This is a genomic window from Trichocoleus sp. DQ-A2, from assembly GCF_039961915.1.
In the GTDB taxonomy this organism is placed as follows: Bacteria; Cyanobacteriota; Cyanobacteriia; order Cyanobacteriales; family FACHB-T130; genus FACHB-T130.
Genome location: NZ_JAMPKD010000006.1, coordinates 115,828 through 136,611, shown reverse-complemented (window position 1 = coordinate 136,611; position 20,784 = coordinate 115,828). Strand labels below are relative to the sequence as shown.

At 46.2% G+C, this 20,784-nt stretch carries 22 protein-coding genes; 9 read left to right on the top strand and 13 right to left on the bottom strand.

Annotated elements, in window-relative coordinates:
- Positions 1–5: 5 nt before the first annotated feature.
- Positions 6–1,517, top strand: coding sequence for an FAD-dependent oxidoreductase (locus NC997_RS07580; RefSeq protein WP_190530286.1), 1,512 nt, complete (start codon positions 6–8; stop codon positions 1,515–1,517).
- A gap of 22 nt (positions 1,518–1,539) precedes the next feature.
- On the opposite strand, the gene NC997_RS07575 is transcribed toward NC997_RS07580, so the two are convergent.
- Positions 1,540–3,153: an AAA family ATPase gene (locus NC997_RS07575; RefSeq protein WP_190530284.1), complete on the bottom strand. Its 1,614-nt coding sequence runs from the start codon at positions 3,151–3,153 to the stop codon at positions 1,540–1,542.
- Between the two features lie 307 nt (positions 3,154–3,460).
- Here NC997_RS07575 and NC997_RS07570 point away from each other — a divergent pair, with 307 nt between their 5' ends.
- The 4 genes from NC997_RS07570 (at position 3,461) to NC997_RS07555 (ending at position 5,612) form a co-directional block, all read left to right on the top strand.
- Positions 3,461–4,114 (top strand): Uma2 family endonuclease, encoded by a 654-nt coding sequence (locus NC997_RS07570; RefSeq protein WP_190530453.1) that lies wholly within the window; start codon positions 3,461–3,463, stop codon positions 4,112–4,114.
- Positions 4,115–4,185: 71 nt separating this feature from the next.
- Complete coding sequence (locus NC997_RS07565) at positions 4,186–4,566, top strand: calcium-binding protein (protein WP_190530283.1); 381 nt, start codon at positions 4,186–4,188, stop codon at positions 4,564–4,566.
- Positions 4,567–4,579: 13 nt separating this feature from the next.
- Positions 4,580–4,921, top strand: coding sequence for a 2Fe-2S iron-sulfur cluster-binding protein (locus NC997_RS07560; protein WP_190410620.1), 342 nt, complete (start codon positions 4,580–4,582; stop codon positions 4,919–4,921).
- Positions 4,922–5,174: 253 nt separating this feature from the next.
- On the top strand, positions 5,175–5,612 hold the full coding sequence (locus NC997_RS07555; protein ID WP_190530281.1) for a hypothetical protein: 438 nt from the start codon (positions 5,175–5,177) through the stop codon (positions 5,610–5,612).
- A gap of 60 nt (positions 5,613–5,672) precedes the next feature.
- Here NC997_RS07555 and NC997_RS07550 read toward each other — a convergent pair whose 3' ends face one another.
- The 9 genes from NC997_RS07550 to NC997_RS07510 form a co-directional block, all read right to left on the bottom strand.
- Positions 5,673–5,957 (bottom strand): DUF2470 domain-containing protein, encoded by a 285-nt coding sequence (locus NC997_RS07550; protein WP_190410617.1) that lies wholly within the window; start codon positions 5,955–5,957, stop codon positions 5,673–5,675.
- Between the two features lie 26 nt (positions 5,958–5,983).
- Positions 5,984–6,934, bottom strand: coding sequence for an alpha/beta hydrolase (locus NC997_RS07545; protein ID WP_190530279.1), 951 nt, complete (start codon positions 6,932–6,934; stop codon positions 5,984–5,986).
- 215 nt (positions 6,935–7,149) lie between these two features.
- Positions 7,150–8,085, bottom strand: a complete 936-nt coding sequence (locus NC997_RS07540) for an aldo/keto reductase (RefSeq protein WP_190530277.1) — start codon at positions 8,083–8,085, stop codon at positions 7,150–7,152.
- 70 nt (positions 8,086–8,155) lie between these two features.
- A complete protein-coding gene (locus tag NC997_RS07535) occupies positions 8,156–9,325 on the bottom strand; it encodes a pyridoxal phosphate-dependent aminotransferase (RefSeq protein ID WP_190530275.1) in 1,170 nt (389 codons plus the stop codon).
- Positions 9,326–9,570: 245 nt separating this feature from the next.
- Positions 9,571–10,392 carry an SDR family oxidoreductase gene (locus NC997_RS07530; RefSeq protein ID WP_190530274.1) on the bottom strand — a complete coding sequence of 274 codons (822 nt, stop codon included), beginning with the start codon at positions 10,390–10,392 and terminating at the stop codon, positions 9,571–9,573.
- On the bottom strand, positions 10,389–10,817 hold the full coding sequence (locus tag NC997_RS07525; RefSeq protein ID WP_190530272.1) for a DUF1824 family protein: 429 nt from the start codon (positions 10,815–10,817) through the stop codon (positions 10,389–10,391). The genes NC997_RS07530 and NC997_RS07525 overlap by 4 nt, the downstream gene beginning before the upstream one ends.
- Before the next feature lie 12 nt (positions 10,818–10,829).
- Entirely contained in the window at positions 10,830–11,315 is a 486-nt protein-coding gene (locus tag NC997_RS07520) for a glutathione peroxidase (RefSeq protein WP_190530270.1), read from the bottom strand.
- 41 nt (positions 11,316–11,356) lie between these two features.
- Entirely contained in the window at positions 11,357–12,112 is a 756-nt protein-coding gene (locus NC997_RS07515; protein ID WP_190530268.1) for a phosphatase PAP2 family protein, read from the bottom strand.
- A gap of 20 nt (positions 12,113–12,132) precedes the next feature.
- Positions 12,133–12,363, bottom strand: coding sequence for a hypothetical protein (locus tag NC997_RS07510; RefSeq protein WP_190429539.1), 231 nt, complete (start codon positions 12,361–12,363; stop codon positions 12,133–12,135).
- 229 nt (positions 12,364–12,592) lie between these two features.
- Here NC997_RS07510 and NC997_RS07505 point away from each other — a divergent pair, with 229 nt between their 5' ends.
- Positions 12,593–14,836, top strand: coding sequence for a flavin-dependent dehydrogenase (locus tag NC997_RS07505; RefSeq protein ID WP_190530266.1), 2,244 nt, complete (start codon positions 12,593–12,595; stop codon positions 14,834–14,836).
- 162 nt (positions 14,837–14,998) lie between these two features.
- On the opposite strand, the gene NC997_RS07500 is transcribed toward NC997_RS07505, so the two are convergent.
- The gene (locus tag NC997_RS07500; protein ID WP_190530264.1) at positions 14,999–16,558 is read right to left on the bottom strand and encodes a hypothetical protein; all 1,560 of its coding nucleotides are present in this window, start codon (positions 16,556–16,558) and stop codon (positions 14,999–15,001) included.
- 135 nt (positions 16,559–16,693) lie between these two features.
- On the opposite strand from NC997_RS07500, the gene NC997_RS07495 reads away from it, so the two are divergent.
- Positions 16,694–17,248 (top strand): GNAT family N-acetyltransferase, encoded by a 555-nt coding sequence (locus tag NC997_RS07495; RefSeq protein ID WP_190530452.1) that lies wholly within the window; start codon positions 16,694–16,696, stop codon positions 17,246–17,248.
- A 43-nt stretch (positions 17,249–17,291) separates the two neighbouring features.
- On the opposite strand, the gene csaB is transcribed toward NC997_RS07495, so the two are convergent.
- Positions 17,292–18,344 (bottom strand): polysaccharide pyruvyl transferase CsaB, encoded by a 1,053-nt coding sequence (gene csaB, locus NC997_RS07490; protein WP_190530262.1) that lies wholly within the window; start codon positions 18,342–18,344, stop codon positions 17,292–17,294.
- Between the two features lie 144 nt (positions 18,345–18,488).
- Here csaB and NC997_RS07485 point away from each other — a divergent pair, with 144 nt between their 5' ends.
- The gene (locus NC997_RS07485; protein ID WP_190530260.1) at positions 18,489–18,830 is read left to right on the top strand and encodes a DUF2499 domain-containing protein; all 342 of its coding nucleotides are present in this window, start codon (positions 18,489–18,491) and stop codon (positions 18,828–18,830) included.
- The gene (locus tag NC997_RS07480) at positions 18,830–19,123 is read left to right on the top strand and encodes a DUF3593 domain-containing protein (RefSeq protein WP_190410606.1); all 294 of its coding nucleotides are present in this window, start codon (positions 18,830–18,832) and stop codon (positions 19,121–19,123) included. Before NC997_RS07485 ends, NC997_RS07480 begins: the two co-directional genes overlap by 1 nt.
- Here NC997_RS07480 and NC997_RS07475 read toward each other — a convergent pair.
- Entirely contained in the window at positions 19,116–20,621 is a 1,506-nt protein-coding gene (locus tag NC997_RS07475; RefSeq protein WP_190439279.1) for an adenylate/guanylate cyclase domain-containing protein, read from the bottom strand. The genes NC997_RS07480 and NC997_RS07475 overlap by 8 nt on opposite strands.
- Between the last annotated feature and the right edge of the window lie 163 nt (positions 20,622–20,784).

The window sequence follows — 20,784 nt, the reverse complement described above, 5'->3', positions numbered from 1 at the left end:
GCGCGATGCCAACAGAAACACAAACCCCAAAAATAGTCGTCGTTGGTGCTGGTTGGGCAGGGTTGGGGGCTACCTACCACCTAGCGCGTCAAGGCTATGACGTAACCCTTCTAGAGGCTGGCCCCTATCCGGGTGGCTTGGTGGCGGGCTGGAAGACCGCAGGGGGGCGCTCTGTAGAAGCGGGGATTCATGGTTTCTGGTATCCTTACCGAAATATCTTTTCTTTGGTAAAGGAATTAGGGCTGAGTCCGTTTACGCCTTGGACTCGTTCCTCCCAGTATTCTCCAGCCGGTTTAGAAGTCGAATCTCCCATTTTCCAAGACTTACCGCGACTTCCCACTCCACTTGGAACTTTTCTCTACACGCAATTTAAACGGTTGCCATTAAGCGATCGCCTATCAGCTTTACCGCTACTCTACGCAGTTATTGATTTTGACAATAGCGACGAAGCTTGGCGACGCTATGACTCTGTAACGGCGCGAGAACTCTTCAAAGATTTTGGGGTTTCGGCGCGGCTTTACCGCGATTCCTTTGAGCCGATGCTGCTGGTTGGTTTATTTGCCCCTGGAGAGCAATGTTCCGCCGCTGCCGCGCTGGGTATGCTTTATTACTTCATTTTGGCTCACCAACCCGATTTTGATGTCGTTTGGTGTCGCGGAACAGTTGGTGAGATGATATTTCGCCCTTGGGTGGAACGCATCGAACAAACAGGGGGAAAATTACTCGCTAACCGACGAGTCAGTGACGTAATTGTTGATAGCAATAATCAAGCGACAGCGGTTGTTTGTGGGGATGAAGTTTTTGAGGCAGATGCGATTATATTTGCCGTTGGTATCAGCGGTATGAAGAAGATTGTGTCTGGTAGCCCCAGCTTACAAAACCGTAAAGAATTTCGGGATATTCATAACTTGGGTGCGGTTGATGTGTTGGCAACCCGTCTCTGGTTTGACCGCAAAATTAATATTCCTCGTCCTTCCAATGCCTGTTTTGGTTTTAATGCAACAACTGGATGGACGTTTTTTGATTTAAATGCCATACATGATGAGTATCGCGATGAGCCAGGGACAGTTATTGAAGCAGATTTTTATCACGCCAATCAGTTTCTTCCCTTAGGCGATGAGGAAATTGTGCCCCTTGTTCAGCAAGATTTAGCCACTTGTATCCCGGCTTTTCGAGACGCGAAAGTAATCGATAGCAGTGCAATCCGCCTGCCGCGTGCGGTGACTCACTTTTTCCCTGGTAGCTATCAGTATATGTTACCAGGAGAGACAAGTATCAAGAATGTCTTTATGAGCGGCGATTGGATTGTGACTCGTCACGGTTCTTGGTCACAAGAAAAGGCTTATGTAACTGGTTTGGAAGCGGCAAATTTGGTGATTTCGCGCTTTAGGAATGGAAGTAAGGCGGCAATTTTACCAGTAGAAGCGGATGAACCGCATATTCAAATGGGTCGATCGCTTAACCAAAGTATACGTAATTTCAGTAAAACATTCTTACCTAATTTTTGGCTACCCTAGGTACGATCGCTCTCGTCAGAGTTTACAAACCAAATATGTCTCTTTTTAGCTCTGCATAAACGTTAGTTCCAGGAGCCACTAGCGGTGCCAGTGTATCTCTGCAAAAGGCATCTGCTGTATTACCAGCACCTCTTAGATTGAGTAACGTTTTAGCTGCATTGTAAATATCACCTCTCGCCGATTTTATATCATCTTGTGCATTCCCACGATTGATACTATTACTTATGGCTGTTTGTTTTGCTGCCAGCAATTCATCAATCCGATCCAGTTTCCCAGATGTAACACACAGCCGCTTAAGTATCTCGTCGCTAAATAAATATGATTCTATATGCCGAAGGGAGAGGACTTTAACATCTTTGGTAACTAGCTCTTCAATCTCCTTTGCGCTTTTATCGTCTCTATCAACAACACGAATAATGTCCACACCTTTAGCTAAGGCTTTAATCGTTGCAATTAAGGCAAATCTATCTTCCTCAACCTCATTGCAACTACCAGCTGAAAGAAATTGGGTGTCTGGAAATTCTGTGGCAAAAATAGTGCGGTAGCATTGTGCATCGAATTCAGCTTTTTTAGGGTTGCCTGTCCCCATAATATTGCCTTCACAAATGACTACCTTCCGAGGAGCTACCAGATCAGATAAATCATCCAATGCTACTCTAAGCGTCCGCTCCCAGAACGCACGGTTAACAGGGTGAGGTTCCAGAATCTGTGGTTGGTCAAAGTCTTTCTCGTCAAAATCGAGGAATACCACTTCACCGGGATTAGCCTCTTGTAAATCTCTGGCACGGCGCATCATGCCGATGGAATGCGTCGCTATCCAAAGCTGGCAATTTTCTGGAAGAAGTTTAAAAAATTCGTCCAGCAATTTGCTTTGTAGGCGAGTGTTCATGTGGGTTTCTGGCTCATCAACACAGAAAACCGTGTTGCTAAAAGACACTCTTTTTACAACAAAGTCAAGTAGCAAATCAAATGCGGCTTTTTCCCCCCCAGACAAATTTTTATACCGGAAATTTTGACTTAGACCCTTTGTGAAGAAAAATGTTCCATCTTCAAGTGGATTACCTGGACCATTAAGCACTAAATCGCCAAAAACCAGAAGCATCGACTCTCTTATCTGACCAATTAATTCTTCACGTAGATTTCCTACCGTTATTCCATCACGTGTTCCTCCATATACAAATGCAACGGTTTCTGCAACTAAACGTTGATAATTTAAAGAAACATTGACATCATTATCAATTAATCTTTGAATGCGGGTTATATCGGCATTAGCATCAATTTTTTGAATATTGGTAACTGTAAAATCAGCCTCGTTTCGATATGCAGAGCGAAAATAAAAAAGCTTTTTTTGTTGAGTTTCTTCTTGTGGTAGCTGTTCGTGGAAAGATACATCAACCAATCCATCCCATACCAGTTCAGGCAGTCCTACTTTATTGAGGTAATCTTTGTCAATATTAAATCCTACAAATCGATTTATTGTTTTTTTGTAATACAATAGGAAGGCATCAAACAATGATGATTTGCCACATCCATTTGGACCAGTCATTACAACTAGACGGGCAGTTTCGGGAATGCCCTGGATAGTGAGATCGTGGAATCGCTTAAAGGACTTAATAGTAACTTTATTTATCCGCATTTGAGTGTGTTAGTACATATTAGACTAATGCTAGAGCGCTAATAGACAGTATCCAGGAGTTGGCTTGGCACTATCCATTGATCGTTTATAGTACAATTTTACTACTCCTAAATGAGCAGAGTGGGAATTTCCACTACACGAGCAAAGATTTTCTCTGCTTCATTCTCTCAACAATTTCAGGAACATCCGGTATTTGTCATTTGACTATAACTTCGTGGAAGCCCTCTTTCCTCCTCATTGGAGAGCGATCGCATCCTCATTACTCACTCAACTTGATATCTTGGTAGAAAACACGGGGTTAAGTCCTATGGTGACGACAGCGAAAACCACTCAAGGGAGAGTTGTACTGAAAAACATCAGTTGGCAAACGTTTGAAACAATACTTGCAGAGATGGGGGAAGATCGTAACACTCGGCTGGCTTACGATCGCGGAACGCTGGAAATTATGACTCCTCTGATGCCTCATGAGCATAACAATAGACTGCTGGAACACTTGGTTCTCGCTTTAGCTGAGGAACTGAACCTCAACCTCAGAAGTGCTGGATCTCTCACTTGTAAGCGTCCAGACTTACAGCGGGGTGTTGAACCGGATTCTTGCTTTTATATTCAAAATGAACCGCTAATCAGACAGAAAAGGGATATTGACTTAACGATTGACCCACCTCCTGACTTAGCAGTGGAGGTGGACTATACCAGCGCTTCGGTTGACAGACTTTCAATTTATCTGGCTTTAGGTGTTCCGGAAGTTTGGCGTTATGACGAACCTGTGATGCAAATTTATCGATTGCGAGACGAAGTGTATGTTCCTTGCACTGTCTCTCCTACTTTTGCAAATCTACCCTTAACAACAGAAATTCCAGGGTTTCTGGAAGAAAGTCTAAGAATTGGGGAAATCCCCATGATTCGGTCTTTTCGCGCTTGGGTAAGACAGCAAATAGAGCATCGTGACGACAATTGTTGAGGAGAATTGAGGACGCGATCGCTCGAAAGATTTATTATATTCAAAGTTTAATTATCCGGAGCTAATGTCTTATGCCTAACGTTGAGGAAGACGAAATCCGAGAGAATCGCATTGCCATGGAAATAATCATCGATGCCTATGACGAAGAAGAACAGGCGATGGGATGGTACTACTACCTTAACGATAATCTCAACTTCCCCTTTAAAGCTAAGTGGGTGAGAAAGGGAGGCAAATCATCCTCACCTGAAGGCAAAGAAGTTGAGGTAGTGGAAATGTCATCAGAAGATGAATGCTTGCACGATATGTTTGTGGAAGTGCTTTACAAAGATGCTACAGGTGAAGATACGTTCTCGGCTCGTTTATCAGAAATAGAACCGATTGATGCTGATAGCGAAACCTTGGAAGCACTCGCAGACTGGCACTATTGGCTTGACAGAGGATACGAGTTTTAAAGGAGTCGTTTTAATGGCAGTTTATCAAGTCCGGCTGGTAAATCCAGCGATCGCGCTTGACCGTACCATCTCCGTGCCAGACGATCAGTATATTCTAGATATGGCTGAAGATGCGGGCATTCGATTACCTTCTGGGTGTAAGCAAGGGGAATGTTCGGCTTGTATCGCCAAGTTGGTGAGTGGTGAAGTAGACCAAAGCGAACAAAAATTTCTACGTCCAAAAGAACTAGAGGCTGGTTATACTGTTACCTGTGTGGCTTATCCGCTGTCGGATTGCACTTTAGAAACCCACCAAGAACAAGTGTTATATAAATCAGCTCTTTACTTTCAGCCAGATACTGCTAAATCTGAATAATTTTTGTGCGAATGCTTGCAATATTTCGGAACTAGCAATTAAGTCAGTTTTTACTAAAGATACAGATGGTTTTGTTGCCATATTTTTAGGTGGCAATTTGGTTAAACTTGCCGCTACACGAGTATTTACAGGGAAGATTATTGAGTGCGATCGCGCTGACGTATATGAAAAAGTCGAAAAATAAAATTTTTTTAAAAAAGAATACATCGTTTTGAAGAAATGAAGAGTGAAATAGCCAGTACGGAGGATAAAAATGAGTCGGTTACTCTACGAAAATTCAGTCTCTTATAAAGGATATCTGATCATCCCATTTGTTTTTGGGATAGCGGATGGTCAAAATATTTACTCTTATAGTTTACTTTCTGAATTAGGGCATAAAGGTAAATTTCATAAATTGGAAAATCCGGCTGGTATTTATTCAAGTTGCATTGATACGATTATTGAGGCAGCCAAAGAACATCTAGATGAGAATTCAGATGTTGTTAGCCAAAACGATTATTTTAAAAACAGATACATTTATCAAGATAATTTGATTATTGTTTATCAATTAGCAAGTAAATATTTTTACGATCATTATAAATCTGATAACTTAAATAATGTTGCCGCGCCAAAAATATTTGGAACTGAACAAGAGTGCATTACCTGGATAAAAGAGGGACTAGATAAGTCACAGATTAATCAACAAGTTTAAATTTTACGAGCATAGAAGTAAGGTGGACAATGCCCACCCTACTCAACGTTCTTTTTGGTACTATTTTGAATGAGAACGCGCTTGTTTCACCATTGCAATGAGCGTATGGTGAGCATCTTCGGCATCTTTGAGAATATGATCGAAGTGAATGCGTATCGGCACATCCGAACCTTTGACTTGTGCCATGAGATTCATACCTTCTGGATCTACTGAAACCATTTCTGCCTTTGCAGCATCGGGAGAATTACCATAAGTTTGGGCGTAAAGAACGACAGCATCAGCATGATCGTCGTTCATGTGAGCGCAAATGCGATCGCTTATTTCAGACGTTATTGCATCGGACATTAGATAGCATCCTCTGATGTAATTAATTAAGAATGTTTAGCGACAAAATTGGTAACTACATTGACGAATTCAACTGTTGACTCATAGGGTAGAACATTACGACCTAACATTTTGATACCCTCAGCATTAGGTAAAGACTTCTGATAGTCAGCCAAGCGTTCATCGGGAGTTTCACCTTTGCCAGCTTGACTAATGCTGGATGCCGTGTCGCCGACGACTACTAGAGTGGGTTGAGAGATAGATGCGATCGCGTCTCGATAATCTTGCCGCCAAAACCCTGCTAGGAAGGAAAAAACAGCATGGCGAGTCTTTGGATCTGTCGCACCTTTCTCCAAAGTTTGCAGCCACTCCCGATCGACTGAATCAGCTTTTTCAAAGAGTTGTTTAGTTGAGAAAGAACGTAGGAACTGTTCGCGCCGCGCATAACGATAGAAGGCACTCCCAAAAGGAGAGTCTAACAGATTCCAGGTAAGTTTTTGTCGCCAATTTGCTCTAGGTTTAGCAAGTAATGTCAAAGCGGGAGGGCCAGCCAGCACCAAGCCTCGAATAAAATTAGAATTCGTTTCTAGACGAACTAACTCAATTGCTACCGGCAGCAAAGCCCCTTGAACCACTACAATTACAGGTTTTTGAACTACAGTCTGCAAAAAATGTTGCAATTGCTGTGCCCAATCAAGAGGACTATAAGCCACATGAGGCATATCGCTCTCACCACATCCCAGTAAGTCTGGATTATAAATTGGATTCCGGCGACCCGCTTCATACCATTCTCGACAGAATCGCTGCCAAAACTTTCGGGATAATCCTACACCAATGGGATGAATTAATAGGAGGGGAGTCCCATCATTTGTATTTGGATTAATTGCGGTATGAAATTCGTAGGCGCAGCGATAATTTTTCCAAGTGTAAAACTGCGTAGGAGTTACAGTTTCAGTTGCAGAAATTTGTAGATTTTGAGTTGAAGACAAGGGTTGCATAATTATCCAGAAAGCAATTAGGGTTAGGAGCATCCCAATCAGAGTAAAAACTCCTGATGGCTAAAATCGCGGATATACAAACGAAGCCTGATGAAAGCAGGTTTCAGCTTGTAGGCTTGTTTTTAGAAAAATGGGATGCACTTTGCTCATTTTTTGGGTTGATGAGCTAAATTTTGAGTTAACTTAACAGTGCCTCCTGGCAAAGCTCAGCTCATCTATCGCTCGTAAGAATAAATATCTCCCGGTTGTTTGAATAGGGTAGATGAACGAGCAGAAAGCAATTGCAGATCGTCCTTATCTAGTTGAAGACTCAAAGCTTCTACATTCTTTTGAATCTGCTGACGATCTTGAGTAAAGCCTGAGATGACAGCCGCAACACCCGGCTGCTGCTTAACCCAGTTTAAAGCTACTTGAGAAATTGTTTTCTCATATTTTTTTGCCACCTGTGCCAACGTGTCTAGCATCTCTAAGACAGGTTGCCAGCCGCCGTGGGCGCGGATCATACTGTTGTAGTAGAAGCCACGGGCATGAGAGCCTTCGCTGGGGGGTGACGAGATGCCCCGGAACTTATCCGACAAGAAGCCGCCTGCTAGAGAACCGTAGGACAACAAAGCAATATTATGCTGGAGGCATAGACTTTGCATTGAGTTTTCTACGCGTCGGTCAATTAAGCTGTATTGCACTTGATGAGTGCTAATTGTGGCGTATTGCAAAGCTTTTTCTAACATTGGCGTATTGAAATTAGTAACGCCAAGTTTGCGAATCTTACCTTGTTCTAAAAGTTCTGCGAACACCCTAAAAGTAGAGGCAAAATCTAATTCTGGATTGTGCCAGTGGATTTGTACGCAATCGAGAGTATCGCGCTGCAAATTGCGGAGAGAATTCTCAATTTTGCTGCGAATTTGTGTTGGATTCGGAATATTGTCGAAAAAGACGGCTTTGGTCAAAATGGTGCAGTCGCTTCCTTTGAGCAAGCGACCGAGAACACTTTCGCTGCGTCCGTAGATGTCTGCGGTATCAAAATGAGTAGTACCCAGCGCTAAGTAAATATCCAAAGCACGGGCAATATCGGTTTCTGGAATTCGTTTCCAACTGCGATCGTCGAGTTGCCAGCAGCCGACAATTAAAGAGGATTTTTCTTGGCTATTCATGCTTTCCGTCAATATTCCTTGCAATTCATGGCAAAAAGGTGTAATTCTTCGCTAAATGCCCCCTTGACGATTATGCGCTTAAAATCGCTGACAAACCCCTCACGAATCGCCCAATCCCCTCGGCTGCGGTTTCTTTTTGCAGGGCACCATAGGCAACGCGCAGATAACACCCGTCTTCCATGCCAAAGGTTGTACCTGGAATAACCGCGACACCATGTTCGCGGATCAGTCTTTCTACCAAGTCCATTGCAGGCAATTTTGTATGGACTCTCAGCAGAAAATAAAAAGCTCCATCTGCTGGGGGAATGGTGCATAAATGTTGGATGCGATCGCATTCGTTGAGGACAATTTCTCGCACAGAGGCGATCGCTTCTAGCTTTTCCTTGCAGTAGCCTACTCCCGCTTGTAATGCCCCGAATGCGGCATACTGGGAAATCACCGGGGGACAAATCAAAATCGTATCCTGAATCTTCTTGACGGCGATGAGGAGGTGTTTCGGCATCACCATATACCCGATGCGCCAGGATGCGAAACCGTAAGCTTTAGACAGCGAGAAGAGGGAAATTGTATGGGGGTGGCTGTCTGGAATCGCTGCTGGGGAAAAATGCTGCACGCCGTTGTAAGTAAAATATTCATAGGCTTCATCGCTGATGTGATAGATGCCGCGATCGCGACAAATTTGATTCACTTCCCGCAATGAAGCTTCCGAATACACGGCTCCCGTGGGATTATTGGGTGAAATTGTCACAACTGCCCGCGTTTTTTCGGTAATTGCTTGCCGAATCGCCTCCGGACGGAGTTGATAATTCTCATCCGTCGCGACCAGAACCGGACGACAACCCGCCATTGTAATTGCCATCTCTTGGTTGAAGTAATAAGGCGTTTGGAGAATAATCTCATCGCCGGGATTCGCGATCGCTAACACCACATTCACGAACGCCATGTTACTGCCAGCAGTGACTACAATGCAGTTCTCAGCATTCATGTCAATCGCGTTCTCAAATTTTAATTTTTGAGCGATCGCCTCCAGCAACGGCGAGATACCTTGCACGGGTTTGTACTTATGATTCTCTGGATCTGCCAGGAAATCGGACAGTTGCGCGATCGCTTCAGGCGGCGGGCTATAATAAGCAACGCCTTGTCCCAAGGAAATCGTTCCCGGACAGCTACGAATCAATTCCCCAACAACGGAAATAATTGGCGACTGCACCGCCTGCATTCGAGAAGATTCGGTAAGCATACAAAACTCATCGTTCAGGGTTTATTGTGCGTATTTCATAGTATTTAAAATTTAACAATTACCTTTTTCTTGTTCTCCTTTTTAAAGGAGTTTAGGAATCAAAGGGTGAATTGTACAAGCTTAAATCCCCTAGCCCACTTTAAACGGGAAAGCTGGAAATTTGCATACAGTGAAGCCGAGATTCCCGACTTCTTAGAGAAGTCGGGAATCTGAACCGATGGCATCTCATAACTCCAATAAGATTGCTATATTGTTTCCGGATGACTCAATTGAAACCCGGCTGCTTTTAGCTTCTGAGTTGACACTCGCGCATTATAAGGTCGAACACTTTTCTGGGATGCATCCCAAGAAACATTGGGTAGATTATGTTGCTTGCACACGCGGTCAAGAAGTTCTCGATAAGTCAAATGTGCATCATCTACTAAATTATAAATTCCTTGGAATTTGTGCTTGCGGGCAAACTCGATAGCAGCAACAATGTCATTTAGGTGAATCCAATTTGTTGTGTCTTCGCCATTTCCTGGGCGAGTTGTACCAACAACTCGACTGAATATTTTGGATAATTCACGACCTGGCCCATGAATCCCGCCTAAACGGAGGATGCAAACGCCTAGATTTTCAGTGGATGCTGATAGCAATACTTGCTCGGTATCGCAGAGAATTTGACCATTCTTATTAGCCGGTGCAACGGGTGATTCTTCATCCACCCATTCCCCATTTTTATCCCCGTAGACAGCATAACTCCCCGTATAGATTAGCTGTCGTACTGAAGGAGTTTGTTTTAAGGCTGAGACTAAGCTATGGGCAGTTTTTAAATAAGTTTCTTCATAAACATCGGCATTTTTTGCTCCAATACTTAGCAGTACAGTATCCCGATCTTCCAACACCAATTGTAGCCCTGCCAAATCATCACCTTTTACAAGGACGACTCGTTGGGCAACTGCTTCTAATTCTGAAACTCGTTCGGGAGAAGTTGTGGTTGCGGTGACAGTAAATCCTAACTCCTGACGCCAATATTGGGCAACTGCCTTACCCACATAACCACAGCCAATGATTGCAGCGTTCATGAAGATCCCGATGTAAATAAATCTAGGGGTAAATGACCGTACATCTCGTTAATTCCGTCTTCATTCGCAGACTGGCAGGATACCAAAACTCCGCGATGTTCTCCTATGTACGGATTGAGATAACACAAGTTAGTCTTAGGGTTAAACTTAATATAAACAGAGCCATCAATCGGCGCTAAATTTTTATTGACTTCATAACCTAAAGCCGTTGCATAGGTTTTTAAAGCTTTAATCCCTTGCTCTGTTGTATCGGCACAAACCCCTAGTATTTGGTTATCAGAAAGCTCAGTTACCAAAAGTAGCGCTTGGCGAATTGAATCTTTATCCGGTGCATCTTCACTGGAATCTATCCTTAAGCAGTCGAAAACTTTGAGGATTTTATGTGCTTCTTGAACGGTTAAGTTTAACAAATTCTGGACAGACATAAATTCCTTGACTTACTGGGCTAATTCCCGCTCAATCGCTGCAATCAATTCTGGTGAATCTGGCTTCACACTGCTATTAAATCGAGCCACGACTTCACCTTGCTTACTGACTAAGAACTTCTCAAAGTTCCAAGAAACATTTCCCGTAGGCTGTACTGCACTGGTAAGCCGAGCATACAGCGGATGCTGTTCTTGACCTTTGGCATGAACTTTGTCAAACATCTCAAAGCTGACGCCGTAGTTGGTCGTGCAGAAATTCACAATCTCTTCATTGCTACCGGGTTCTTGCGCTCCAAAGTCATTGCAAGGGAATCCTAGAACGCGCAATCCCTGATCCTGGTACTTTTGGTTTAACTGCTCTAATCCTTTGTACTGAGGCGTGTAGCCGCACTGGGAAGCGACATTCACGATTAAAAGTACCTTTCCGCCGTACTCGGAAAGTTGTTTGTCTTCACCGTTGATAGTTTTTACTGCGATGTCCGAGACTTTGCTGCTCATTAATTTCATTCCTATACGCCCTGATTTAGGTGTGTTTTCCCTTATCTGCGGTTAGCGATATTGGATTCTTCTTCGTTAGGGACGGGCGTTTTTTGACGGGCTGGCTTGTAATATTCTTGCCAAATTTCTAGGCTGAGGATACAGGTCATCAACCACACAATCCCTGCTGCATAGCCAGCGACGACATCCGTAGGCCAATGGACGCCAAGATAAAGCCGACTCAGGCCAATACCCGTAACCAATAGCAGTGTCCCGCTAGCGATCGCTATGTGCCATTTACTCAACTGCTTGACCAGTAAATAGCCAAGTGCGCCGTAAACAACCATTGAAATCATCGCATGACCGCTGGGGAAGCTGTATTGACCCACATCAATGACCCGATCCCAAAGCGCCGGACGAGCGCGACCAAATACCACTTTGAGTAAATAGTTTAAGCCAACCGCACCCACTCCAGCGATCGCAAGTGTTATGGCTTGCCCTCGCCGACCGTCTCGGTACAGCCAAATCCCGAAGCCCAAGCAAATGACCAGCAACACCGTGGGTTCTCCCACAAATGTGAATCCCAGCATTAGCCGATCGAGCAGCGGCGCGTGCAGGCTTTTGATAACCACTAAAATTGCCGTATCAATGGCTTGTGTTTCTTTGTCTAAAACTTCGTCAGCAATTTGGGCAAATCCCCACATCCCTAGGGCAGCAACGAATAGACCCGCTGCTGGAATCGTAAATAACAAGGGCAATATGTGCGATTGCCACCACTGCGGCAACGCGGAGATAACTCGCTTGGCAATTTCGCGCATGATCTGGCGGTTCTAATTTGCTAGAGGCTAGCCCAAGCTTGGGCAACGATGTCGCTAAGCCAGTGTCTTTGTGCCTGATCCAGCAGACTATCTTCTTCTAGCACTTGAGCGGTTAATTCGTCTAAAGACTGCCCCTCTTGACGGGCGATTTGAACGACTCCAGCGATCGCTGCTGCCACTAATTCTTCATCAACGGGCTTTTGCCGTAAGGCGACAATTTCTTGAGGACTGGCTGGGATGGGATAATTCATGGCGTAGGTCATAGTCTATGGGCGGGTTTAAAGGATTCATCGCTCAGGGCTTTCGTCGTGAGCGGTTCCCCGCCCGTCCAACAGTTGCACCCCTGTACATTAAGAAAATGAGAATTGTGTAAAGTTTTTTAATCGATTCTAAGCAATTCGTATCCGGAAGTTTAGCGCACTTTGACCCCGGTTCACTCTGTCTTTCTCAGGAATAGGTTCCCTAATGCAGATCGCCAATATGAGAGAAATACTTTACTTAGAAGTTCCTACCCCGGATACAGCCGCCGTCCGTGCCTGGTTGCAACAAGAGTACGATCCAGGAGCAGGGGAGAAAATGCTCACGCCTGACGGTATCAGACTGCAATTTCCCAATCCTGAGAGTCTTAAGAAAACGGATACAACCCAAAATCCCGCGATTCCGCAACCCGAACTCTCAATTTTTATTTGGTCGGTGCAGCGAACCACGTATCTGAAGGTCTTCCGTTGGGCACAGCAGGCTATCCCCGGTGAAAGAGAGATTCTGAAACAACTTACCTCGAATCTGAGAAGCCGGTTTCCCCAACAATATCCAGAACCACCGACAATTGATTTGTCAAAGCAATCTATCTTTGAAGCTTTGGCTTATGATTACCCGGAAACCGTCCGCTTCTTTCAAAAAATGCCGAACGGGGAATATGACCTGAATCGCGTCTATTGGTGGGAGAAACGTTGGCGCGAGAGCGTTCGCAATCCGAAACAGCCAGCGCAGGTTATCTTCCGAAGAGACAGGGAAATCAGGAATCAAAAGGGAGATGAAGCCTTCACTGACTCCTCCTCCCTCCCCTCTCAGTCCATCCTTCGGGAAGGCGAAGCGCCCTCAGCCCTCAGCCCTCAGCCCTCAGTCCTCAGTCCTCAGTCCTCAGTCCTCAGTCCTCAGTCCTCTTCCTACGACCTGATTTATGTAGGTGGTGCCTTGGGGATCATCCACGCTGCTGTCATGGCTCAACTCGGCTACCGGGTGCTATTGCTGGAACGGCTCCCTTTCGGGCGCATGAACCGGGAGTGGAACATTTCCCGCGATGAATTTCAAAGCTTGATTGATTTAGGCTTATTTACCCCGGCGGAATTTGAAAGCATTATTGCCGCGGAGTATGTAGACGGGTTTCACAAATTCTTTGATGCCAATAATCCACCCAAGCTAAAAGCACAGGTATTGCATACCCCAACGGTGCTGAATGTGGGATTGGACGCCGAAAAACTACTGCGTCTGTGTGGGGAAAAACTCACCAAAGCGGGCGGGGAAATTTGGGATGAGACGGAGTTTATCCGAGCGGATATTGAGCGATCGCAAGTTACCGTGCAAGCGAAACATCTGCCCAGCCAAGCTCAGCGCCAAGCTAGCGGACGCCTGCTAGTAGATGCGATGGGCACTGCTTCGCCGATTGCGTGGCAGTTGAATGGGGGTCGCACTTTTGATAGTGTTTGCCCAACCGTTGGGGCTGTGATTGCCAGCGGGTTTGAGCAGGGGGTGTGGGATGCCCAATACGGGGATGTGCTGAACAGTCACGGCGATATTTCGCGGGGACGGCAGCTGATTTGGGAGTTATTCCCCGCTGAAGGTGAAGAAGTGACCTTCTACTTATTCCACTATCATCAAGTGCATCCCGATAACCCCGGCTCGTTATTAGAAATGTATGAAGATTTTTTCAACATTTTGCCGGAGTATCGCCGCTGCGATATGGAGAAGCTGGTGTGGAAAAAACCGACATTTGGGTATATTCCGGGTCACTTTAGTGTTGGAAGTCGCGATCGCACGGTTGCTTTCGATCGGCTAATTAGCATTGGCGATGCCGCCTCTCTCCAATCTCCCCTCGTTTTTACCGGCTTTGGTTCCCTGGTTCGCAATCTCTCCCGTTTAACCAACCTTCTCGATACCGCCCTCAAACATGACTTGCTCCAAGCCCATCACTTAAACCAGATTCGCGCTTATCAAAGCAACGTCTCCGTTACCTGGCTTTTTTCTAAGGGCATGATGGTTCCCACCGGCACCTACTTACCGCCGCAGCGAATTAACTCGATGCTGAATACCTTTTTCGGGCTTTTGGCGACAGAACCCCCAGAGGTGGCAGACACATTTATTAAAGACCGAGTGAATTGGCTAACCTTCAATCGACTGGCGCTAAAAGCCGCTTGGATCAATCCAGCTTTGCTGTTATGGATTTGGCAACTCGCCGGTGCTAAAGATATCTTCCGCTGGCTGGGCAGCTATTTCAGCTTTACACTTCATGCCCTAGTTGTTTGGTTGCTGGGGGGTTGGTTTCCGGGTGCCCTCCGGCGTCTACAACCTTCACTAGAAGAACACTATCCTGCTTTGTGGTTATGGCTGCTGGCTCAGAGCTATGCCCTCACTGCTGGGATGGGGCGTCCTCAAAAGAACCATCAGCTTTCTACGCGGAAAGAGCAGAGGCAAACGTCTTCCGAGCGAGTCGCGATTAAAAATTAAAAATGCAAAATTAAAATGTTTAATTTTGTATTTTTAGGACTTACGCCGAGATCCCCCTTGCATCTCCCTTAAAAAGGGGGAACCGGAAAAGCCCCCTTTTTTAAGGGGGCTAGGGGGATCTAGATTTCAAGCTTTCAATGCGTAAGTCCTGATTTTTAATTTCTACGCGCCAGTTTTTCTGGGAAACGTTGGCAATTCTATCGACGCCAAGGATTTCCGCCCTTTCGGGGGACGTGTCGGATAAAGCAGAGGGGAAGGCCAGTTTGGTTGGGAGGGGATGGCATCAGGGCGCTGGGTGGGCACAGCAGCCGGAAATTCTCTGCGGGATATTACCTCCTCTTCTTGCTCAGCATTGTCTCCACTCGCATCTTCTGACCAGATTGCCTCTGGTTCAGAAGGCTCAAAGATGTACGAGGCAGGAGAAGCTGATTCGGCATTTTCTAGGGCATAGATCGTTCCAGCTTCATCGTTCTCATCTGGCTCGAAACTGACAGCCAGCAGCAGGTCTTCCAGTTCGTTCTCAATCGCGATACTTTCCTGGGTAGAAGCGATCGCTAATTCATCGCTGAAATCGTCGTTACCAGAGATTTCCAGCTCAGGGGGCATGAGAAAATCATCCATGAGCGGATCGGAGTCTGAGTCTAGCATTCCCCATTGCCATATCTCCTCTTCATCGGTGGCTTCGAGGCTCTCAGAGGCGGGTATTTCTTCTAACGGCTCCCATTCCCTCGAAACGAAGGCAGTTGGCTCTGTAATCGGTGCATAAGCCGGAGATGGTACTGAAATCTCCCAATCTTCCTCATTCTGGGCGGGGTCTTCCTGAAATGCCGGTTGCGCTGACCAAGGTTGAATAGGCGGCGCTTTGGGGAGCAGAGATTGAGAATCGTGGGCGTTTTTAAGATGGCGATGCGCCCAAGTGGGAGAAGGTCTGGTATCTGGTTCGATTTGGGTGGGGGGAGGCATTTCCAGACACTTTTCTAACGCCGACTTGAATTGCAGGGTTTGGCGCTGCTGGCGTTGCAAACGGGTACGGAGTTCGCGGATTGTATTTTCGCTTTGCAACAGCGCGTGAGATTGTTCGTTATAGCGTTGCTGGGTGAAGGCACATTCCCGTTCTAGCTGGGCGATGCGTTCTTGGCTGTTTTCCAGCTGTTCTGTTACGGTTTCAATTAAGATTTGTTGGCGCTGGGCAGCTTGATGAGACGATTCTAGTTCTCGGAACATCCGGGTGACTTGTTCTTGCGTCCCGTTGAGTTCCTGGGTTGTAGAGGTGAGGATATTTTCTTGAGCTTGCGATCGCTGTCTTTGCAATTGCAACGCCTCCTGACAATCCCCCAGTGCCTTCTCTAGGTGATTCACTCGGCTGACTAAGTCCCGATTGCGCTGACGCATCTCCGCCAACAGTGGAAACAAATTTCCCGCCTCTGCTGGCGATGAAAGCGGCTCAGACTTTTCCCGATGCACCCCATCCCCATCATCAGTTGTCTTTGCGGCATTCGCCTCATCGTCTACTAGCGCGGGTGAACGATGCACTAAGCTGACGACTTCTATTACTTCCACGAGAGTTTCGTCCTGTGCCGGTGCTGTCTCCTGTACAGGATCAAGGTTAGGATCTGTTTCATCCTTCACCGGATCTTCCACAGGATCGTCCATTGGAGAATCGGTTGATTGGGGGAAGGACTGGGACTGGTTAGCTTCTTGGGGGGTGTCAGCTTCACTCATTGCTCTGATTTAAGAGAAGGTCATGGGTGCTTGGAATGGACTGGCTGTAGCTTTATCAATTCACAGCTTTAGTTGCGCCTAGATTGCAATAATTCTAATAAGATTATTCCACGACGCTCTCGGAGTCACTCTACCATTTTCAAATTTCGCATCGACGAGGAAATCGAACTCAAATTGCTTGAGGTGCGACACGCACAAGAAGTTTATGCTTTGGTTGATTCTTGTCGCACCTCCCTACGGGAATGGCTTCCCTGGGTTGATGGCTCGAAAAGTCCTGAAGATACCAAGTTTTTCATTGAGGCTGCATTGAAACAATTTGCCGCCAATAATGGATTTCATGCTGGCATTTGGTATCAGGGCAAAATGGCAGGAGCAATTGGATGTCACGAAATTGATTGGGAAAATCGAGCCACTAGCATTGGGTATTGGCTGGGCGAGAATTTCCAAGGACGCGGGATAATGATTAAATCGTGTCGCGCTTTGGTAAATCATACTCTGGTTGAGTTGAAGCTGAACCGAGTTGAAATTCGCGCTGCCGTGGAGAACTCTAAAAGTCGAGCGATTCCAGAGAAACTAGGATTTACCAATGAAGGAACGCTTCGCCAAGCTTGTTGGTTATACGACCATTTTGTAGATTTGGTTGTTTACGGGATGTTGGCACGCGATTGGCAAAGGTTAGCCCCACAATAATACTTTTCAAACTTAGGGCAGAAGGCGTTGCGCTCCGACAGGACTATTTTGCCCCTAAAGCATCACTCAACAAATCCCGATGCATCAGTGCCCGATCGACTAAAGATTGTATTTGATGGGGTGAGAGTGGGTCGCCGTTGACGTAGTGTTCTAACCAAGTTTGACTAATTAAGTTGGGGTCGTCAGGCAATTGAGTTAAGTCCCACCCTGGCATATTGAGTTCTTCCATCAGCAAGCTAACTTTGGGGTCGTAGCTGAGGGCAAAACAGCGACATTCTTGTGCTGCCGCCATAATTAAGCTGTGGTAGCGCATCCCGATTGCCATTTCGACGCCTTGGAATAATCCTTTCAATTCTCTAGGGTCTTTGAGAGAAAAAATATGACTGGCACCGGGTAATTGCGGTTGAATTGACTGAGCGATCGCCAGATCCTGACTTGCTTGAAATGGCACCAGTAAAATGCAGGTCTGAGTAGCTTTTTGAAAGTCAATTAAGGCGCGAGTTAAGTTGTCAAGTCGGGCGGGAGTTAGTTGGGGATGCGATCGCAAGGTGACGGCGACTCTGGGTGCTGGTAAATCCCACAGTCCCTTCACTGGCTTCGAGTCTAACGCCCAAACCGGGTCTGGGGCCTGGATATAGGGGATTTTCCAATTCATCAGTAGGGCAGCAGAGGCGCGATCGCGCACGCTGACAGCATGACAACCCGCGATCGCTTTTCGCGTTATCCAGCGAGTCAAATTGCGGTTTAAAGGGCCAATTCCCTGCGCCCAAGCAATGGTTTTTAAGCCCCGCTTTTGGGCTAATCCCATTAATCCCGCGTAGTAGAGGGGACTTAGGGCACTGGTGGCGTCTTGCATCAGACTCCCGCCGCCCCAGATGAAAACATCCGATTTGCGGAGTGCTTGCTGCACTGGGAAAAAAGCTTTGCGAGAGCAACTTTCTACACCATAGCGATCGCGCGTCTTTTTAGGGTTCGCAGAAAGCACAATCGGCGTCACATAAGGCGGTAACATTTGCAGCAGCGATGCCAGCAATGCCTCATCGCCTGCATTGCCTTGCCCATAATATCCGCACAAAACCGCTCGAATCTGTCCCATGCTCAAACTTTACCAGCAAAACTGAGCGGTACTATAAGAAAAAGAGTGATGAGTTTTGAATTTTGTTAGCGAAGCGGTGCCTAGCACGGGTTGAGTTAAGACTTCTAATTCAAAACTTCCAACTCAACCCTCAAAAACTTCTTTATGCACGCACTCTCAATTCCTACCTGGATTATTCACGTTTCCAGCGTCATCGAGTGGATTGCCGCCATTTGGTTAATCTGGATCTACGGCGAAGTGACTCGCAATCGGGCTTGGTGGGGATTATCCTTTGCCATGCTACCCGCATTAGTTAGTGCCATGTGTGCCTGCACTTGGCACTATTTTGACAACCCAAAATCCTTAGAATGGCTGGTGACGCTTCAGGCGGCGATGACTTTGCTGGGTAACTTCACCCTTTTGGCGGCTGCTTGGTGGATTTGGCGTTCATCACCCGTGGCTAATCAAAAAGACGATGCGCCAATTATCTCTCCAAAATCACGGTAATGTCTAAAGAAACCCTTTTTGCACTCTCTCTATTCCCCTATTTAGGCTTTCTCTGGTTTCTGACGCGAAGCGGGCAGATGCCGCGTTTAGCTTTAATTGGTTTCTACATGACCTTGGTTTTTGTGGGCGTCACAATTCCGGCTGGAATTTATGCCCAAGTTGCCTATGGGGAATCCTTAGCAAATGTCGATTGGCTGCACGGTGGCGCAGAGGTTTTTCTGACGCTTTCTAATATTCTGATTGTGTTGGGATTTCGGCAGGCAGTGATTCAAAAACGCCAAGTCATTAAGTAAGGGAAACCTCACGCTTTCTCCCTTTTAGAAGGTAAGTTTCCATTTCTCCTTTGCCTTTGACATGAATCGAGCCTCTCTGCTCCAACGCATATCGATTCTGTAAGTATTCGTAAGTTGTAGCCGTTACTTGAATTTCACCTGGCAATCCGTGGGATTCCATCCGGCTGGCGATGTTCACTGTATCCCCCCAAAGGTCATAGATGAACTTTTTAGTGCCGATAACTCCAGCAACTACCGGGCCAGTATTAATGCCAATGCGGATACTGAGTGTTTGATGATGTTTGGCGTTGAATTGGTCAATTTCTTTTTGCATATCGATTGCCATTTGGGCGATCGCTTCTGCATGGTCGGGTCGGGGTTCGGGAAGACCTCCTACCACCATATAGGCATCGCCAATTGTCTTGATTTTCTCCAAGTTATGCCGTTCGGTGAGGCGATCGAACCCGGAGAAAATTTCGTTCAGCAACCAGACAAGTTCTTTCGGTGATATCTTTTCTGAAAGCTGAGTAAAGTTAACCAGATCGGCAAATAAAATCGTCACTTCAGCAAATCCATCGGCAATGTTACTTTGCCCGTCTTTGAGTTGTCTGGCAATCGGCTCTGGCAAGATATTAAGTAACAAGTTGTCAGACTTCTCCTGTTCTACCGTCAGTTGCTGATTTGACTCCCGCAATTGCGCCGTGCGTTCGATGACGCGCAACTCTAGCTCCTTGGAAGTTTGGCGCAGCCTGCCGATCACCAGAGCAATTCCTAACAGCCCCAATAGAGATAGGAGCGCTAACATTACGAAAGTTCCTCGCAGTCCTGCATGAGTTTTTGCCATGAACTCATCCAGAGGACTGGAGATTTCCAAAATCCCTCGAACATCCCCTACTTTCCAGTCTTTTTTAGGGCTATCCGGGTGAGTATTGTGGCAAGCAACGCAGCTAGCCTTCATGAGATCGGCTTGTGCATATCGCAATGACAAACGCCCTTGAAACTTCTCCAAGCGAACAAAGGGTCGATCGGGATGTTGCCTCAAGGCGCGAAGCGCTTCCCACTCAAAATTGTCTTTGGGGCCACCTGTCGCTTGCCGCTGGCGAAAGGGATACTCACTATAAAGTCGGACTGACATCCCAGGGTTTTTTTGAACGAGGCGGTGACTGAGTTCTATCAAGAATGTCGCTGGTACGGGAATTGCCTTTTCTAGAGCAGTGTAGTTGTCGGTAATGGTGATTTCAGGAACTGCTTCTATCCGCTTCAGGATCTCGGAGCTGTAGAGAGTGCGTGCTTCCTCTATCGCTTGGGCATACAAGGCTGCATTCTGAAGTGCTTGTGATTGAATTAGGTTTGACGAGAGATGGGACATATTCCACAAAGCTCCCGCTACTCCAGCACACAATAGGAGTGTCAAGACCAGAATTGTCTGTTTATTTAGCAGTTGAATGATTTTTGCTAGACTTTTCGCAATTGACTGGCGAATTGTACGCCTATCTACACGGGAGCCTTGCAGCGTCATCGAATCTCTCCTACTGTTTCATATAGCGATACCTTATATTCCAAGCAGAACACCCTTTAGCTTCTGTTTTAAGCTACGACAAGCCTAACTAGACTACCGCAGTCAGGCTAAATTTCCGGAGACTTTGCAAAAGAGCAAAAGTTTGAGGCTTGTTCTAGCGCCA

Excerpts from the sequence above, each read along its gene's own strand:
- NC997_RS07580 (WP_190530286.1), top strand. The coding sequence starts at position 6 with ATGCCAACAGAAACACAAACCCCAAAAATAGTCGTCGTTGGTGCTGGT.
- NC997_RS07575 (WP_190530284.1), bottom strand. The coding sequence starts at position 3,153 with ATGCGGATAAATAAAGTTACTATTAAGTCCTTTAAGCGATTCCACGAT.
- NC997_RS07570 (WP_190530453.1), top strand. The coding sequence starts at position 3,461 with ATGGTGACGACAGCGAAAACCACTCAAGGGAGAGTTGTACTGAAAAAC.
- NC997_RS07565 (WP_190530283.1), top strand. The coding sequence starts at position 4,186 with ATGCCTAACGTTGAGGAAGACGAAATCCGAGAGAATCGCATTGCCATG.
- NC997_RS07560 (WP_190410620.1), top strand. The coding sequence starts at position 4,580 with ATGGCAGTTTATCAAGTCCGGCTGGTAAATCCAGCGATCGCGCTTGAC.
- NC997_RS07555 (WP_190530281.1), top strand. The coding sequence starts at position 5,175 with ATGAGTCGGTTACTCTACGAAAATTCAGTCTCTTATAAAGGATATCTG.
- NC997_RS07550 (WP_190410617.1), bottom strand. The coding sequence starts at position 5,957 with ATGTCCGATGCAATAACGTCTGAAATAAGCGATCGCATTTGCGCTCAC.
- NC997_RS07545 (WP_190530279.1), bottom strand. The coding sequence starts at position 6,934 with ATGCAACCCTTGTCTTCAACTCAAAATCTACAAATTTCTGCAACTGAA.
- NC997_RS07540 (WP_190530277.1), bottom strand. The coding sequence starts at position 8,085 with ATGAATAGCCAAGAAAAATCCTCTTTAATTGTCGGCTGCTGGCAACTC.
- NC997_RS07535 (WP_190530275.1), bottom strand. The coding sequence starts at position 9,325 with ATGCTTACCGAATCTTCTCGAATGCAGGCGGTGCAGTCGCCAATTATT.
- NC997_RS07530 (WP_190530274.1), bottom strand. The coding sequence starts at position 10,392 with ATGAACGCTGCAATCATTGGCTGTGGTTATGTGGGTAAGGCAGTTGCC.
- NC997_RS07525 (WP_190530272.1), bottom strand. The coding sequence starts at position 10,817 with ATGTCTGTCCAGAATTTGTTAAACTTAACCGTTCAAGAAGCACATAAA.
- NC997_RS07520 (WP_190530270.1), bottom strand. The coding sequence starts at position 11,315 with ATGAGCAGCAAAGTCTCGGACATCGCAGTAAAAACTATCAACGGTGAA.
- NC997_RS07515 (WP_190530268.1), bottom strand. The coding sequence starts at position 12,112 with ATGCGCGAAATTGCCAAGCGAGTTATCTCCGCGTTGCCGCAGTGGTGG.
- NC997_RS07510 (WP_190429539.1), bottom strand. The coding sequence starts at position 12,363 with ATGAATTATCCCATCCCAGCCAGTCCTCAAGAAATTGTCGCCTTACGG.
- NC997_RS07505 (WP_190530266.1), top strand. The coding sequence starts at position 12,593 with ATGAGAGAAATACTTTACTTAGAAGTTCCTACCCCGGATACAGCCGCC.
- NC997_RS07500 (WP_190530264.1), bottom strand. The coding sequence starts at position 16,558 with ATGAGTGAAGCTGACACCCCCCAAGAAGCTAACCAGTCCCAGTCCTTC.
- csaB (WP_190530262.1), bottom strand. The coding sequence starts at position 18,344 with ATGGGACAGATTCGAGCGGTTTTGTGCGGATATTATGGGCAAGGCAAT.
- NC997_RS07485 (WP_190530260.1), top strand. The coding sequence starts at position 18,489 with ATGCACGCACTCTCAATTCCTACCTGGATTATTCACGTTTCCAGCGTC.
- NC997_RS07480 (WP_190410606.1), top strand. The coding sequence starts at position 18,830 with ATGTCTAAAGAAACCCTTTTTGCACTCTCTCTATTCCCCTATTTAGGC.
- NC997_RS07475 (WP_190439279.1), bottom strand. The coding sequence starts at position 20,621 with ATGACGCTGCAAGGCTCCCGTGTAGATAGGCGTACAATTCGCCAGTCA.